Origin of the sequence: Enterococcus hulanensis (genome assembly GCF_005405485.1) — a bacterium.
GTDB classification, from domain to species: domain Bacteria; phylum Bacillota; class Bacilli; order Lactobacillales; family Enterococcaceae; genus Enterococcus_A; species Enterococcus_A hulanensis.
The window spans coordinates 80,331-94,163 of the sequence record NZ_BJED01000002.1 but is presented as its reverse complement, the minus strand read 5'-3'; the positions used below and the strand labels follow the sequence as shown (position 1 = coordinate 94,163).

Here is a 13,833-nt window from a genome sequence, read left to right as displayed (position 1 = left end):
TTAGCCGCTATTTCATTATCAGAGCATTAATTGCGTAAAAATGCTAAAATTAAGTGAATGATTTTATAAAAGGAAGTGATTTTTTGGAAGAATATCGCGGTTTATTAGAAAAAACGATTTTATTGCAAGAAAAGCCGATCATGATGTCATTATTGATTATGAGTGATGGTGAGAATAAGACCGAAGTCTTGATCAAAGACCGCTATTTATCGAGTTATGTTTTCCGCCTGCCGGAAAATAAATATATGATCCACATTGAAGGTCGTCGCAACAAACGCAACCAGCTCGTTGCCAAGCATTTTGAAATTATGAATCCTGATGAATATATCAAGATCATCGGCGCGCCGGAATAACGCGGCAGATATTAAAAGAATAGGAGCAATTCCCTTGTCAAAGAAAACTAAACTAGTTGCTGCGATCATGATTGCGGCAGCTAGTTTCGCTGTATACAGCGGAAAAAATTATTTTCAAGAACCCCAATCATCAAAAAGTACACCAACCCAAACACCATCGCAGGTTATCTCGGCCCAACAGGATTTAGCCAAGCTAGAGTATGAAGGCACCCAAACGATCGAGATTAATCAAAATAATCCGACTTTTTCTAAAGAGGATCTCTCTACCGCCAATGGCCCGTGGGCGAAATACAGCGACCTAGATCATCTGAATCGAGCGACGGATGCCGAAGCCCTGCTGAATAAAAAGCTGATGCCCACCGAAAAGCGCGGCGAAATTTCCAGTGTCACCCCCACCGGCTGGCACAATAAAAAAATCAACGGACAATATTTATTCAATCGCTCCCATTTGATCGGCTACCAGCTGACAGGCGAAAATGCCAACTGGAAAAATTTGATCACCGGCACCCGGCAGTTAAACAGTCCGGAAATGCTGCGCTTTGAAATGGATATTAAATATTACTTAGAAAAGAGCTCTAAGAACTATGTGCGCTATTCCGTCGTTCCGGTTTTCCGCGGGGATGAACTATTGGCACGGGGCGTTCATATGATGGCTCAATCGATTGGCAGCGACGATGTTCAGTTCAACGTTTACATTTTTAACGTACAAAATGGCGTAACGTTGAATTATGCGGACGGTACCAGCACGGTTGGAACGACTTCACAGACTTCCACCTCAGAGGCAGCTCCTCTCGATAAAGAATATGTCGACAGCAACGGCAAAGGCCTGATCAAAGGATCGAAAAGCGGTGTCTATCACCTGCCCGACAGTAAATATTACGATCAGACTACTAATCCCCGCGCTTGGTTCAAGACGATCGAAGAAGCGAAAAAGGCCGGCTATCGCGCGGCGAAATAATTTTCAAAAAAAATTTCACACTTTTACTTTACAGATACGTTTCTTATGTTACAATATTGTTACGAAATAATTAAATATGCCACACCACTTGATTGAAAGAGACAGTTGACTGGCATAGGAAATGACATTGAATAAGGAGTGAGATCTTTGAAAAAAACACTATTTGCTTTATCACTAATCATGCTATTCCCCATCGGTGCGAACGCCGAAACTGAAAGCTCGACAGCAGACAACGCGCCTGCCGCTGCGACTGAACAAACAGCATCCATTGAAAGTCCAACGGTAAACAGTGGCACGATTGAATCCAGCGGAACTGTCAACTCCACTGTTGCGAGCGCGACTGATAACAGCGAGGTTAAAGATATTCAGAAAGCGCAAGATAAAACCGTAGATCAAATCGAAAAAGAAACGGGCGTGAAAAAAAGTAACGATCCCGTTGGCAATGTGCAAGATCCTGACAAGATTCGCGAGATGTTGAAAGATGATTCCATGAAAAACATTATCTCGCCAAATGAAGTTGATGGCTACACAAATCAGCAATTATTAAATGCCATGACCCTTTGCCAACGAGTTAGTGCAGATACGTATGGTTTAGATGTCAGCGGTTATGCTCGGATTTTACAAGCCCTATACAAAGACAACAGTTTATCTTGGGATAAAATCCAAAATATTTTGAATTACAATCCAAGTAATTATACCAATGCCCTTGAAATGATCGATCAAATTGATAGCCTGCAAGCTTATCTGGCGGCTCTTTACCCTAGCAATAGTTCGTTCATGCCGATTCGTCAAATGAGCAACCAAGAATTGACAAATGTCTTAAAATACATTTCTCCGATCCAAGAAAAAATGATTGGGACTGAAGGCGACTTCTTCCCAGGGATTATCGCATGGATCAGTCGTTACGCGGAAAAAGACGATGTCCGCAATGGCGTAACAGGTTCTACAACGACCGAAACTTCTACCACAGAAGAATCTACATCAACGACACAAAGTGCTGAAAACAAAGCACCCGCGAAAAATGACGACAACAAAAAAGACGACAAAGGCGGCTTCTTACCAAAAACTGGTGAAGAAAGAAGAACTTGGCTAACAGTTGCTGGTGTCATCATTCTAGCGCTGATCGCCTTCATCATGATCCGTCGCAACCGTAAAAGATAAAAAAAATCCGTGAGCGAATTTCTGCTCACGGATTTTTTATTATTTTTTTGATTGAAATGCCTGCCAATCTGCCTCGAATTGAGCGATCCCGCTAGTCGTCAGTGGATGGCTCCATAGCTTAGGAAACAGATTGCCCGGGATCGTCGCAATATCCGAACCTGCCAACGCCGCTTCTTCTACATGCCCCAGATGACGAACACTCGCCGCGATAATCTCCGTATCAAAAGCATAAATATCAAAAATCTCGCGCAAATCACTTACCAGCTGGATGCCATCGGATGCTATATCATCCAATCGGCCTAAGAATGGGCTGACATATGTTGCCCCGGCTTTAGCAGCCATCAAGCCCTGCGCCGCTGAGAAAATCAACGTGACATTGGTTTTAATGCCTTCTTTTGAAATCGTGTGGACTGCCTGAAGCCCCGCCTCTGTCATGGGGATTTTGACTACGATATTTTCTGCCCATTGACTGATCTCTCTTGCCTCGCGAATCATCCCTTCACTGTCTAAGGATGTGACCTCCGCACTGACCGGACCTGCGACCAATCCGCAGATTTCTTTGATCACCGATTCAAAATCCTTGCCCTCTTTTGCGATAATGGTTGGATTCGTCGTCACCCCATCTACCAAGCCCAGCCGATTGATTCGTTCGATCTCTTCAACGTTCGCCGTATCTAGAAAAAACTTCATGTTTTCCTCCTATACTAGGTTGTTCCCTCAGCAACATTTTCATTTGTTCTTGTCCGACATCCCACCAAATAAAACGCTTTCTTTCCTATATAAAGTATACTCACTCCGGATAATTAGTTCAACAGCCAGCCAAGCTTGTGACAATTTTGTTAGGCGCAGATAGGTCCCTCGCCCGATTTTCCCAGAACGCGTTCTTGATAAGCTGAATGCAACAAGTGTGAAGGGATGGTCATTCGACTCATGATCAAAAAAATAATTGGATTCATTGCATTTATCATCATTTTATTATTTGGCACCATGCTTTATTCAAAAAATTCATCTAGCGAAGTCGCTGGTGTCTTGGATCAATTCAATCCATTAGTCCCAAAAACTGAGCTTTATGTAAAAACAACAACGCCGCAATCTGTAAATGTTTACGGAACCGCAACTTACAAGCAAATGGCCGCGAATAAAAATGGGAAAACACGGAGGATCACCTTTGAGGGCCTCACTGAATTAAAAACAGATCGTTACTTAAAAATTATCAATAAAGGAGCTCACATAGAATCCTATGAGGAAGTTCTTCGGTATCAAGTCCCGGAAAAAGCCTTAAAAGAAATTGATCCGCGCTAAAAAATACTGGAATGGCAGAAAGCCACTCCAGTATTTTTAATTTTTGTCATAAGCTTCTAAAGCAGCAGGCAGTGCATTGATCACTTCATTTCCCACCGCCGGCAAACCGATCATGATCGTGCTGATCACTTCTTGTCGAGTAGCCCCCGCTTTTTTTGCCAGCATCACATGAAATGGCAGTCCGCCCGTTTTTCCTGTTGCTGCCAAGACTGCCAAATACGCTAAATGCTGCGTTTTGTCATCTAAAACACTGTTTTCTCCCCATGAATGAATCAGCTCATCGAACGCCTGTTGATACTCTGGTGCTTCCTTCGCGAAGGTTTCAAAAGAATTACTTATTGCCATGTAACACCACTCCCTTTTTGAAACAGTGTACCAGATCAGCAGTGTTTTAAGCTAGGTCATCTCGCAGCGCTTCAATTTCTGATCCAAGCTGATCACTAATTCAGCGAGAAATATAACTCTCAGCTTCTTTGTATTATTTATAAAACAAAAATGAATCCGCTTTCTAAGTTGAGATAAACTATGGTAAACTTATTAAGTAATGTTTTGAATATAAAAATTGGTATATATCGATAATGTTAGGAGTTGTTTTTTTATGGAAATGGATAAATTCAAAGAAGATTTGAAACAATTGGGGAGACGTGTAATTGAATTAAAGGATAGCATTGGTACAGAAGAAGCAACTAAAACTTCTTTAATCATGCCTTTTTTTGCTGCCCTGGGATACGATCTTTTTAATCCGACAGAATTCGTACCTGAGTTCACTGCTGATGTTGGAATAAAAAAAGGAGAAAAAGTTGACTACGCTATTGTTCTTGAGGGAAAACCCACAATCTTAGTTGAAGCAAAATCAATTAACGAGCAATTAACAAAGCATGATTCTCAACTATTTAGATACTTTGGAACAACTGAATCAAAATTTGGAATCTTAACAAACGGACAAGAATATAAGTTTTTTACTGATTTAGATGAACCGAACAAAATGGATCTTTCTCCCTTTTTAACAGTGGATATTACAAAAATTAAGGATAATCAAATCCCAGAACTTGCAAAATTTCATAAAGATAATTTTGATGTAGACAAAATTACTAGTTCAGCAGCTGAGTTAAAATACTTAAGTTCACTAAAAGAATATCTATCGACTGAATTGGATGAACCCTCCGAGGATTTCATCAAATTCCTTTTAAATGAGATTTATGATGGAATGAAAACAAAACAGATTCTCGAAAAATTTAAACCTATAATAAAAAAGGGACTCAATCAGTTTATTTCAGAAAAAGTCAATGATAAACTAAGCGCTGCTTTAAAATCTTCTGTTTCTATCGATAATGTAGAGATTCAATCTGAATCAGATACTACCGAAAAAGAAGATAGTGAAATCATAACTACTCCAGAAGAATTGGAGGCCTATACTATCTGTAAAGTAGTGTTAAAAGATACGATCCCGCTAGATCGACTTTTTTATAGAGATAACCGAAGCTATTTCAATATTTTATTAGATGACAATATTCGTCGTTGGGTTCTCCGTGTAAGATTTAATAGTGTCGGCATGAAAATTGAGTTAAATGATGAACAACATACTGTTTATGATTTAGAAAACCCAATTGACATTTACAATCATGCTAAAGAGATTACCAAAATTGTAGAAAGATTCCTATAACCTACAATCAAATTTAAGAGACTAAATCACAGCTTAGGTTGGCTAATTAGTGAGTGGTTTGTGTCGTTACTCTTACTTAAACGGTTTGCCCTATTAGGCAAACCGTTTTTTGAATTTTTTTACAAATACTGTTTTTTACAAAATATAGGCCTAAAGTCCTATAGTCTCCTCTATACTATGTAATGTATAGTATAACGTATAAAGAGGTGTTGTTGATGGATAGTCAATTGAAGAAAGGTTTGATTGAGTATTGTGTTTTGGCCTCATTAGTGGAGATCGATTCCTACGGCTATCAGATCGTCAAAGAAATTCATCCACATCTTGAGATTACCGAATCGACACTGTACCCGATCTTAAAAAGGCTGGAGACAAATAAAAAAGTCTCTACCTATTCTAAAGTCCACAATGGGCGGTTGCGAAAGTATTACCACTTAACAGATTTAGGTGTTGCCAGTATTCAAGAGTTTTTAAAAGAATGGAACGATGTCGAAGCCGTTCACTACTATATTAAAAGGAGTGTTGAAGAATGAATCGAGTGGAATTTATTAAGGAATTAAGCAATTATTTAGCTTACGAAGTTAGACCTAGCGAAGTCCATCGCTTGATTGAATATTATGACGAAATGATTTTAGATTTGATGGAGGATGGTTACTCAGAGCGAGCCGCCGTCAAAAAATTGGGAGATCCCAAGCAGTTAGCTTATGAAGCTGCAGGTATCCCTACTGAGGTCAAGGTTCCACGCCGGCTTAACTGGTTATGGATCACACTTTTGATTTTAGGCTTCCCGTTATGGGGCAGTCTGGCGTTGGCAGCATTTCTCGTTCTTTTGAGTATTGATATCGTTATCTGGTGTATTCCTTTTACGGGGGCTTGTTTGGCTGGTGGTACGATCATCGGCGGTGTCGCAGCTGCGTTCACTAGTCCCTTCGTCCTATTCGATTCGTTCTTTATGGGTGTAACACAGCTTGGTGCCGGTATGTTCTTATTCGGTTTTGGTCTGTTATGTATGTGGTTGACCTATAAATTCAGCGCGGTCTTCATGAATATGCATCGCCGCTTGATGAACGTCATTCGTCGCAACATTTTCCAACGAAAGGTGGTCCAAGTATGAGATCAAAACTTTTAATACCCAAACTCGCTACGTATTTAATTGGTGCCGGAATTTTTTTGCTGCTGCTAGGTTATGCACTATCCGGCTTTTCACCTAACAGCTACCGTACGAACTACGATGACCGTCATTGGTACAATATCGTCGGCTTTTATACTGGTGATTAAAAAGAAAGAATCCTCTTCGTATATACGAAAGGATTCTTTCTTTTTTTGTGGAAATTATTTTAATCGTCAAGTTTAACATTTTTAGCAGTATTCTCCACTTCGGTCAATGGATCAAAATCTGCTCCAGTCTCCATGATCCGATAGCTGAATCTGACAGTGTCGCTCAACTCATAAATGACATAGAATGTTGTGTCGGCGGCATCTTCGTCATAATGATAAGTCACATAAGTATACTTATAGCCCTCCGCTTCACCAGTTTTTTGGGTGACGTCTTTTGCTTCTGAACTCTCCAGCTCTGTCATTTCTTCCGCTAATTGGTTGAGTGCCGGAACAGGCTGCATATAAATATACAAGCTTTCGTCTTCTTCATACTCTTTTGCGTATTTTTCTTCAAGTGCCTCATCATAAAGGTGATACGCGATTTCCCGATCATCATTGTCCTTTAGCCAGTAGAAACAAGGAAGCGCTTTTTCGGCAATGGTCAAATCCTTTACTGTTGTATCCGGTGAATCAGACCATTCTTTTAATGAACCGTACGACTCCCCAATATATCCGTACATTTCACAGTCCATCGAACTGTCTACATTGAAGTGCATATACTGCTTATAATCTCCCACCGCAGTTTTTTCACCAGGAAAGCCGCCTTTTTTGACTTCGCCTGTACTAAAAACTAAAGCCGTTTTCCCGTCGGATGTTTTGAACTTGCCTCCATCTGTCGAATTATTGGTTTTGGCTTTACTGCTGGTGCTCGTCTGATCCTTTCCAGCATCATTGGTTTCGCTTTTGTTGCTTCCGCACGAAGCCAATAAAAAAGTACTGACCACCAAAAGTAGCAATGTCACCTTTTTCATAATATCCCCCTCACTTTTTTCTAAATTATATCACGAATAAACAAAAAAATAATATCGCTATCAATTTCGTATTTAATAGTGAGGTCGCTTTTATTGATGTTAATCTGAATAATTAGCATTGTTATTTACTTAATCTGCGGTCCATTTAAACCTGAAGCATGCTACACTAGCAACAAATAAAGTCAAAGAGGTGAAGCTCATGGAAACAATTCACTTGATTCAGCCCCAAGAAAGTCATGAAGCCGTGGTCCAAGATTACATAGAGGAACATTTTTCCTTTGGCGAGGATTCTCTCCACGGCTCCTCATTATTGACCGAGATGGAAAGTTACAGCGCTTGGTTGAGCCATTTGACCAAACAGTCCGACAAAGCCACCGTCTCCTCTGATTGGGTTGTCTCTACTACCCTGCTTGCAATTCGCAAAAAGGATCAAAAAATTATTGGCACGATCGATATTCGACATGAACTGAACGAATTTTTACTGGAATTCGGCGGTCATATTGGTTTTGGCGTGCGCCCGAGCGAACGTGGAAAAGGCTATGCCTCAGAGATGCTGCGTTTAGGACTAGATTATTGCAAAATACTGGGCCTTGAAAAAGTGATGGTTGCCTGCTACAAGGAAAATATAGCTTCTGCGCGAACCATTCGCAAAAATGGCGGCGTTCTGGATAGAGAATTTAGCCACGATGATGGAAAAGATGTTCAAGTTTATTGGATCAATTTGTCGGATAAGAGATAGTTTCCAACTGATTAGGATGCTAAAATAAGAGAAAGAGGATCTCGGAGAAAGGACACGATATTAAATGAATGCCACGCTAAAAAATCACGATTACTCGTTTCGCAAGCTGCAACAAGCAAATTTTCACGATATGACCTTTGAACGCGTCGATTTTTCCAATGCCGATCTGACCGGAGCGAATTTAAGTAATTGTCTATGTATCGATTGCGATTTTTCAGAAGCGATTTTAAGAGATGCTTCTTTACAAGGTACGGACTTTCAAGGCTGCAGTTTGCGCGGCGCAGATATTTCTGGCGCGAATTTGTTTTTTGCTATGCTGGAGCATGCCGACCTGACTGATATCATCCATGATGAACGGACTCAATTTTTTGAACTTTACTGCCCGGCTGAAGGACCTTTCGTTGGTTACAAAAAATGCTTTGATTATCGGATCGTTCAATTGCTGATCCCGGCAGATGCCCGCAGAACCTCTGCGACAAATACCTGCTGCCGCTGCGACAAAGCTAAAGTTTTAAGCATCAAGGATATGTATACCAATGAGGACTATGACGAAGCGGTCTCGTATGTTGACGGCGATTTTGTTTATCGTGTGGGTGAATATGTGGTAGCGGAGAATTTCAATCCCAATCGCTGGGCAGATTCCACTGGCGGGATTCATTTCTGGCTGACCCGCAAAGAAGCTGAAGGTTATATGTAAAACAACGCCCTCTCCATTGAACGTACTGGAGAGGGCGTTATTAGTCTTTTATTAATCCTTTTTATTCATTTTTTCTTGAAAATAATCCAACGTCAATCCTTTGATATCCGTTAAACGTAAAATTTCTTGCAAGGAGTCATATTCCTCATACAGCTTCTTCTTTTCTTTATCCAGCTCATAGTCGGTAACGATTCCTGACATAGTCGGCGCATTGAACATCTTGGCCGAGATCGTTCGATGAACCCCGTCATTTTGCAGGATATAACAATCATCCTCTTTATAATAATTAAAGCGAAGTGGAGATGAACCTTCGAAGTTAAACTCGCCAGAATAAAATGCCAGCTGAAAGGTCAAGCCATGTTCCTTCAATGATGTTATATTAGCATCGATTTTGTTGCTATCTCTTCCTTCCGTCGTTCTTCCCATAAAGAGATCATAAACCGATTTTCCCACGACCGTTTCATCCGTTTTTAACGCGATGATTTTCTGGATGGGGATATTTTTACTTAGGTGTTCACTGTTTTCTACTTTGTTGTAATAATTTTCTATATGGGTATCTTGAAAAAAATTTCTTCTCTGTGACTGAATATGCTCTAGACTGATTCCAGCCTCTAGCATGATTTCCGTAGCCTTCTTCTCAAAATCTGTTGTCATGTCATCATAAGCCCCTTTCAACGTGGTACCAGACCTTATCACTTAGCTCGCAGTGATAAAATCCCAATGGAAAAAGACAATACACCCGCAACTTTCTTGGTTGCAGGTGCTGGTGTAGCCGACTATTCAAGTACTACTCATCATTTTGGTGCTTTTCTCCAATTGATGGGCCGATATTTTGTTCAATCGGTTCTACCTGCTTTTTAACAAAAGCAATACAGCTCTGCGCTTATCCTAAGCTGCCGTCTAAGCAAATTTTTGCTTTTCCCAGTCCATGTAAAACAATGTTTCTGTCATTTTCTTTGAATTCAGCTTACGCACTTCACGTGGAATAAATTGATGGATTTCATCTTCGTTAAAACCGATTTGCAATTTAGTTTCGTCTATCACGATCGGACGTTTTAGTAGACCAGGGTTTTCTTCGATAATTCCAACTAATTCATTGAAAGACAAATCATTGAGATCAAAATCAAATTTCTGATAGACCTTTGAGCGTGTCGCAATGATGTCTTCTGTGCCATTTTCAGTCAAGGAAAGAATTTCTTTAAGTTCCCTTTTTGTTAGCGGATCAGTAATAATATTTCTTTCTTCAAAATCCAAACTTTGTTCTTCTAACCATGCTTTCGCTTTTCTGCAGGAATTGCAACTAGCCGAGCCGTATAATTTAATCATTTTCAAAACACCTTTCCGATAAGTTCATTCTTTTAAATACTCTGTGTTATTCTACAAATATTACGATACAGCACTTATCATCCCTTGTTAATCTAATTTTTAAAAAGTATCAAAAAACAGCATTTGAAAATAGCGGAAATTGATGTTTTTTATAACAAAGAAAAAAATAAACCAATTACGAAACAATGAAAAAGCGCTGATATATCAATGTTTCGAATTAGTTCGAGAAAAATTTATAACGCCACAAAAGGCAGGCTCAACGTTTGACTCAATTATTTCTCTGGGAAGTAAAAATATGATTACCCGACATTAATTATCTTTTTTTAACACAATTAATATTCCAGCAAGGAAACAAATTAGCGCAACTCTTCCACCGCTAAAGGAAGTTAATTTCGCTGATAGACACACCTTCCGCTAACCTTATTGATTTTCTCTACAAACCTAGTACACTAAAGATGAGCATAAAAACACATGGCGGTTGGTAGTCCGCCGCATGAAAATGTCAGTAACCTGCCCTCCCTGGGTTGTCCCTTGCTTGAAATCCAATTAAGGGAGGTGTCATCATGAAGTTGACGATCTACTTCGATGGCAGTTTTTGGTGCGGCTTGGTAGAAGCTGAAACCGATGGCCATTACCAAGTTATCCGATATGTTTTTGGGGCTGAACCAAAAGACGCGGATGTTTTCACTTTTATCGCAAAACGTTTGCCGCGTTTATTGGACGAAGCTGGAACTGTCGCCGCTGAGAAAAAGTCTGAGAAGAAAATCAATCCGAAGCGAATGCAGCGATTGATTAATCGTGAAAAATGACAGCCAGTCGTTTCCACCAAGGCGCAGCTGGCGATCAGCGAATTACGGGAACAAACCAAAACGCTCAACAAGGCGCAAAAGAAGCTGAGAAAAGCCCAAGCCGCCGAAGCCCGTTTCCAGCAAAAGCAAGCTAAGAAACGCGAAAAGCATAAAGGGCACTAAAAAAGTTTTGCGAACCAGCAGCAGCGAGTTCATGAAACCCAATAAAAAAATACAGCCGTGGCTGTATTTTTTTATTTTATCTATGCCAGATCTTGATCTTATCACTAACAAAATAATTATCGATTCCTTGAGGCAGCTTCCAATTTACGCTGACACGTCCCGGTCTGCGATAGTCGCCGTCGCTCTCATAATTTTCATAAAGAACGAACCAAGGAACTAATGAAGTCCCCTTCCCATTTTCATCCATATAGCGATCATCCGTATCAAAGCGAACAATATCTCCCGAATCATCGAAAGTAAATCGCCCTTTCGCACTCACGCCATTCCACGTGATCGTTCCTTCGATTCTTCGCTCATCAAGTGTGCGCCAAGCGACATACTCCTGCAAAAACAACCCCGGCATAAAAACCGCATCAGCCAAAGCTGTGATCAATTGTCCCTGATCCATCTCAGGGCCAGTCGAATTAAACAATTGAAAATGCTTGGCAATGACTCCAATCATCGCTCCGCGCCCATCCTTCACACTATCTCTCACCTGAACAGGCAGCCCAAACATCCGTGCCTGCAAAAAAGCATAGCGATCTGGTCGATAAACAAAGTTGACCTGACAAAAATCAATCGCGATCGGCGCTTTATCCGCAGACATACGAAACTTGGTATTTCCAAAACGAATCTGCATATTACGCATCAGCGGTCGATTGACATAACCATTTTTCTTTAAATATTTCTTCAATAACGGCGGCAGCTGAGCGATTGATTCTTCAGTGATTAGTTGTGGTTCAGGCGGCAGCTCTTCCTGTTGAAAAGAATCTTCGATATCCGCCAAGTATTTATTCCAAGCAGATCCGCCCGGCAGAAAAAAATAAATGACTATAAGTGCTAAAACAATAACTAGACCCCATAGCAGCATATCTCATCCTTCCTTTCATATACAATTTTGTGGTTTAGCTCTACTATATATGAAACCGAAAGTATAAACATGAGGCTAAGGGCTTATTTCGATAAGTTCAATAAAGTCGAAAAAGCTATAACCCAAATCGATGATGATAACTTTTGATCAGCTCTAACATTTTTTATCTCTTCAACCTTTTGCACATAAAATAGTGGGTTTCATCTTCCAACGGATGGTGGTCGATTTGTCCGATAATCTCATAGCCATGATGTAAATAGAAAGCTGGTGCATTAAAACTCATCGTTTCCAAGAAGACGAGGGAGCACTGTTCCTTTTCAGCAATTTGTTCTATCTCAGAAAGCATCCGGCTGCCAACTCCTTTTCCGCGTATCTTGCCATCCACATAAAAAAGCTCAATGCGTAAATAATGCCAATGAATCTCTCCAACAATGCGACCAAAAATCTGACCGTCTTCTTCACAAACAAGACTGATGGGTTTAAATTCATACTGCGAAAGTTCAGGGACCGTCTCAACTGTATATTTATCTAATTGTTTAATTATTATCTGTTTGTTTTCTAAATAGTCTCTTGTTTTAATTTCCATGATTGCTTTTTCCTCCAATTTTTTAGACAAAAAAATGCTGGATAAGATTTATCTTATCCAGCAATAGTTGCCCTCCGACTAACAGTACCCAGTCTAACAGAATGAAATCCGTTGTCAATAACTAGCATTTTCTTATTTTGTATAGAGCGAGATTCAATTTTGATGATAACTTCAACGATTGTATTTAGACTTCCTAGTTCACAATTTATGTAGTAAAAGCAGCTTCCTCCTTCTGCACTTGAAGCGAACTCCTCGTCAGCAGTTGGGCTAAAATAGAAAAAAAAGTTTTAGTGAGATAAAACAATCGATTGAGCGCATCTATCACAAGGCATTTGTGGTTATTGCTAGAGATATGCCAGAGGTTCCACCTTTTATTTTCCAAAGGACTAATCAAATAAGCCCGATATGCCAGTCGTTGCATCAGCAAACAGAATCAATCGTGTCTGCTTAATTTACTAACAGAAAACTTTAATTTATTTCGGTAACCTGATAAAATGATGGATGACATATCATTATTCCATATGAATAGGGGTTATAAATCCATGGATGAAAAAGAACTAAATTTGACCGTTACTGAAAAGTACTTTGAATTAAACAGTTTATTCATGCAATTCTTTCGAGAAAATTCTCGCGGTCCATTCAAATTTGAAAACCGCAATCGCGGCCAAGGGCAAATCTTGAGCATTATTCGTCAACACGGGACCATCTCACAAAAAGATTTAGTCAGCCGTCTAGACATGCGCCCGCAATCGGCATCCGAGATGATTCGCAAGCTTGAGAAAAAGGAATATATCACTCGAGAAAAATCGCTGGAGGACAAACGCGTCATGAATATCCATTTGACTCCTCGCGGAAAAATCGCGGCTCAACAAAGTGATGATTTCCAACCTGTCGTCTTAGACGCACTGACCCATGAGGAGAAAGAACAGTTTGAAAATATTTTGACGAAGTTGATCAACGAGCTTGAACCACAGGTCAAACATAAGCCGCGAAATCGCTTTGGACGTCCTTAGAAATAAGCAAAAGCCGCAGGAGAATCCT

The 13,833-nt window shown here is 40.2% G+C and carries 18 protein-coding genes and 1 pseudogene; 12 read left to right on the top strand and 7 right to left on the bottom strand.

Features of this window, described 5'->3' with window-relative positions; all coding sequences use genetic code 11:
- Positions 1–83: 83 nt before the first annotated feature.
- The 3 genes from FFR60_RS03065 (at position 84) to FFR60_RS03055 (ending at position 2,472) form a co-directional block, all read left to right on the top strand.
- Positions 84–353, top strand: coding sequence for a hypothetical protein (locus FFR60_RS03065; protein ID WP_016178166.1), 270 nt, complete (start codon positions 84–86; stop codon positions 351–353).
- Positions 354–387: 34 nt separating this feature from the next.
- Complete coding sequence (locus FFR60_RS03060) at positions 388–1,311, top strand: DNA/RNA non-specific endonuclease (protein ID WP_137662969.1); 924 nt, start codon at positions 388–390, stop codon at positions 1,309–1,311.
- Between the two features lie 147 nt (positions 1,312–1,458).
- A complete protein-coding gene (locus FFR60_RS03055) occupies positions 1,459–2,472 on the top strand; it encodes an LPXTG cell wall anchor domain-containing protein (protein WP_137662968.1) in 1,014 nt (337 codons plus the stop codon).
- A 39-nt stretch (positions 2,473–2,511) separates the two neighbouring features.
- On the opposite strand, the gene fsa is transcribed toward FFR60_RS03055, so the two are convergent.
- A complete protein-coding gene (gene fsa / locus FFR60_RS03050; protein ID WP_137662967.1) occupies positions 2,512–3,162 on the bottom strand; it encodes a fructose-6-phosphate aldolase in 651 nt (216 codons plus the stop codon).
- Positions 3,163–3,402: 240 nt separating this feature from the next.
- Here fsa and FFR60_RS03045 point away from each other — a divergent pair, with 240 nt between their 5' ends.
- Positions 3,403–3,774: a YxeA family protein gene (locus FFR60_RS03045; RefSeq protein ID WP_137662966.1), complete on the top strand. Its 372-nt coding sequence runs from the start codon at positions 3,403–3,405 to the stop codon at positions 3,772–3,774.
- Between the two features lie 36 nt (positions 3,775–3,810).
- Here the strand turns inward: FFR60_RS03045 and FFR60_RS03040 are convergent, their stop codons facing one another.
- On the bottom strand, positions 3,811–4,119 hold the full coding sequence (locus FFR60_RS03040; protein WP_137662965.1) for a carboxymuconolactone decarboxylase family protein: 309 nt from the start codon (positions 4,117–4,119) through the stop codon (positions 3,811–3,813).
- A gap of 253 nt (positions 4,120–4,372) precedes the next feature.
- Here FFR60_RS03040 and FFR60_RS03035 point away from each other — a divergent pair, with 253 nt between their 5' ends.
- The 4 genes from FFR60_RS03035 (at position 4,373) to FFR60_RS03020 (ending at position 6,712) form a co-directional block, all read left to right on the top strand.
- On the top strand, positions 4,373–5,437 hold the full coding sequence (locus FFR60_RS03035; RefSeq protein WP_137662964.1) for a type I restriction endonuclease: 1,065 nt from the start codon (positions 4,373–4,375) through the stop codon (positions 5,435–5,437).
- Between the two features lie 215 nt (positions 5,438–5,652).
- Positions 5,653–5,967 (top strand): PadR family transcriptional regulator, encoded by a 315-nt coding sequence (locus tag FFR60_RS03030; protein ID WP_088935324.1) that lies wholly within the window; start codon positions 5,653–5,655, stop codon positions 5,965–5,967.
- On the top strand, positions 5,964–6,548 hold the full coding sequence (locus FFR60_RS03025) for a DUF1700 domain-containing protein (RefSeq protein ID WP_137662963.1): 585 nt from the start codon (positions 5,964–5,966) through the stop codon (positions 6,546–6,548). The genes FFR60_RS03030 and FFR60_RS03025 overlap by 4 nt, the downstream gene beginning before the upstream one ends.
- Positions 6,545–6,712: a hypothetical protein gene (locus FFR60_RS03020; RefSeq protein ID WP_171004853.1), complete on the top strand. Its 168-nt coding sequence runs from the start codon at positions 6,545–6,547 to the stop codon at positions 6,710–6,712. Before FFR60_RS03025 ends, FFR60_RS03020 begins: the two co-directional genes overlap by 4 nt.
- A 59-nt stretch (positions 6,713–6,771) precedes the next feature.
- Here the strand turns inward: FFR60_RS03020 and FFR60_RS03015 are convergent, their stop codons facing one another.
- Positions 6,772–7,563 carry a hypothetical protein gene (locus FFR60_RS03015; RefSeq protein ID WP_137662962.1) on the bottom strand — a complete coding sequence of 264 codons (792 nt, stop codon included), beginning with the start codon at positions 7,561–7,563 and terminating at the stop codon, positions 6,772–6,774.
- A 199-nt stretch (positions 7,564–7,762) separates the two neighbouring features.
- Here FFR60_RS03015 and FFR60_RS03010 point away from each other — a divergent pair, with 199 nt between their 5' ends.
- The gene (locus FFR60_RS03010; protein WP_137662961.1) at positions 7,763–8,302 is read left to right on the top strand and encodes a GNAT family N-acetyltransferase; all 540 of its coding nucleotides are present in this window, start codon (positions 7,763–7,765) and stop codon (positions 8,300–8,302) included.
- A gap of 64 nt (positions 8,303–8,366) precedes the next feature.
- Entirely contained in the window at positions 8,367–8,999 is a 633-nt protein-coding gene (locus FFR60_RS03005) for a pentapeptide repeat-containing protein (protein WP_137662960.1), read from the top strand.
- A gap of 51 nt (positions 9,000–9,050) precedes the next feature.
- Here the strand turns inward: FFR60_RS03005 and FFR60_RS03000 are convergent, their stop codons facing one another.
- Both FFR60_RS03000 and spx read right to left on the bottom strand, forming a co-directional pair.
- A complete protein-coding gene (locus FFR60_RS03000) occupies positions 9,051–9,653 on the bottom strand; it encodes a hypothetical protein (RefSeq protein WP_137662959.1) in 603 nt (200 codons plus the stop codon).
- A gap of 246 nt (positions 9,654–9,899) precedes the next feature.
- Positions 9,900–10,325: a transcriptional regulator Spx gene (gene spx / locus FFR60_RS02995; RefSeq protein ID WP_088935330.1), complete on the bottom strand. Its 426-nt coding sequence runs from the start codon at positions 10,323–10,325 to the stop codon at positions 9,900–9,902.
- Positions 10,326–10,888: 563 nt separating this feature from the next.
- Between spx and FFR60_RS02990 the strand changes: the two are divergent.
- Positions 10,889–11,296 (top strand): annotated as a pseudogene (locus FFR60_RS02990) (YjdF family protein).
- Between the two features lie 76 nt (positions 11,297–11,372).
- Here the strand turns inward: FFR60_RS02990 and FFR60_RS02985 are convergent.
- Together FFR60_RS02985 and FFR60_RS02980 are read right to left on the bottom strand one after the other, a co-directional pair.
- Positions 11,373–12,206 carry a DUF6544 family protein gene (locus FFR60_RS02985; protein WP_137662958.1) on the bottom strand — a complete coding sequence of 278 codons (834 nt, stop codon included), beginning with the start codon at positions 12,204–12,206 and terminating at the stop codon, positions 11,373–11,375.
- Positions 12,207–12,369: 163 nt separating this feature from the next.
- Positions 12,370–12,792 (bottom strand): GNAT family N-acetyltransferase, encoded by a 423-nt coding sequence (locus tag FFR60_RS02980; protein WP_137662957.1) that lies wholly within the window; start codon positions 12,790–12,792, stop codon positions 12,370–12,372.
- Positions 12,793–13,334: 542 nt separating this feature from the next.
- On the opposite strand from FFR60_RS02980, the gene FFR60_RS02975 reads away from it, so the two are divergent.
- Positions 13,335–13,805 carry a MarR family winged helix-turn-helix transcriptional regulator gene (locus FFR60_RS02975; RefSeq protein ID WP_088935334.1) on the top strand — a complete coding sequence of 157 codons (471 nt, stop codon included), beginning with the start codon at positions 13,335–13,337 and terminating at the stop codon, positions 13,803–13,805.
- The last annotated feature ends 28 nt before the right edge of the window (positions 13,806–13,833 follow it).

Coding starts and splice junctions, on each gene's coding strand:
- fsa (WP_137662967.1), bottom strand. CDS start 3,162: ATGAAGTTTTTTCTAGATACGGCGAACGTTGAAGAGATCGAACGAATC.
- FFR60_RS03045 (WP_137662966.1), top strand. CDS start 3,403: ATGATCAAAAAAATAATTGGATTCATTGCATTTATCATCATTTTATTA.
- FFR60_RS03040 (WP_137662965.1), bottom strand. CDS start 4,119: ATGGCAATAAGTAATTCTTTTGAAACCTTCGCGAAGGAAGCACCAGAG.
- FFR60_RS03035 (WP_137662964.1), top strand. CDS start 4,373: ATGGAAATGGATAAATTCAAAGAAGATTTGAAACAATTGGGGAGACGT.
- FFR60_RS03030 (WP_088935324.1), top strand. CDS start 5,653: ATGGATAGTCAATTGAAGAAAGGTTTGATTGAGTATTGTGTTTTGGCC.
- FFR60_RS03025 (WP_137662963.1), top strand. CDS start 5,964: ATGAATCGAGTGGAATTTATTAAGGAATTAAGCAATTATTTAGCTTAC.
- FFR60_RS03020 (WP_171004853.1), top strand. CDS start 6,545: ATGAGATCAAAACTTTTAATACCCAAACTCGCTACGTATTTAATTGGT.
- FFR60_RS03015 (WP_137662962.1), bottom strand. CDS start 7,563: ATGAAAAAGGTGACATTGCTACTTTTGGTGGTCAGTACTTTTTTATTG.
- FFR60_RS03010 (WP_137662961.1), top strand. CDS start 7,763: ATGGAAACAATTCACTTGATTCAGCCCCAAGAAAGTCATGAAGCCGTG.
- FFR60_RS03005 (WP_137662960.1), top strand. CDS start 8,367: ATGAATGCCACGCTAAAAAATCACGATTACTCGTTTCGCAAGCTGCAA.
- FFR60_RS03000 (WP_137662959.1), bottom strand. CDS start 9,653: ATGACAACAGATTTTGAGAAGAAGGCTACGGAAATCATGCTAGAGGCT.
- spx (WP_088935330.1), bottom strand. CDS start 10,325: ATGATTAAATTATACGGCTCGGCTAGTTGCAATTCCTGCAGAAAAGCG.
- FFR60_RS02985 (WP_137662958.1), bottom strand. CDS start 12,206: ATGCTGCTATGGGGTCTAGTTATTGTTTTAGCACTTATAGTCATTTAT.
- FFR60_RS02980 (WP_137662957.1), bottom strand. CDS start 12,792: ATGGAAATTAAAACAAGAGACTATTTAGAAAACAAACAGATAATAATT.
- FFR60_RS02975 (WP_088935334.1), top strand. CDS start 13,335: ATGGATGAAAAAGAACTAAATTTGACCGTTACTGAAAAGTACTTTGAA.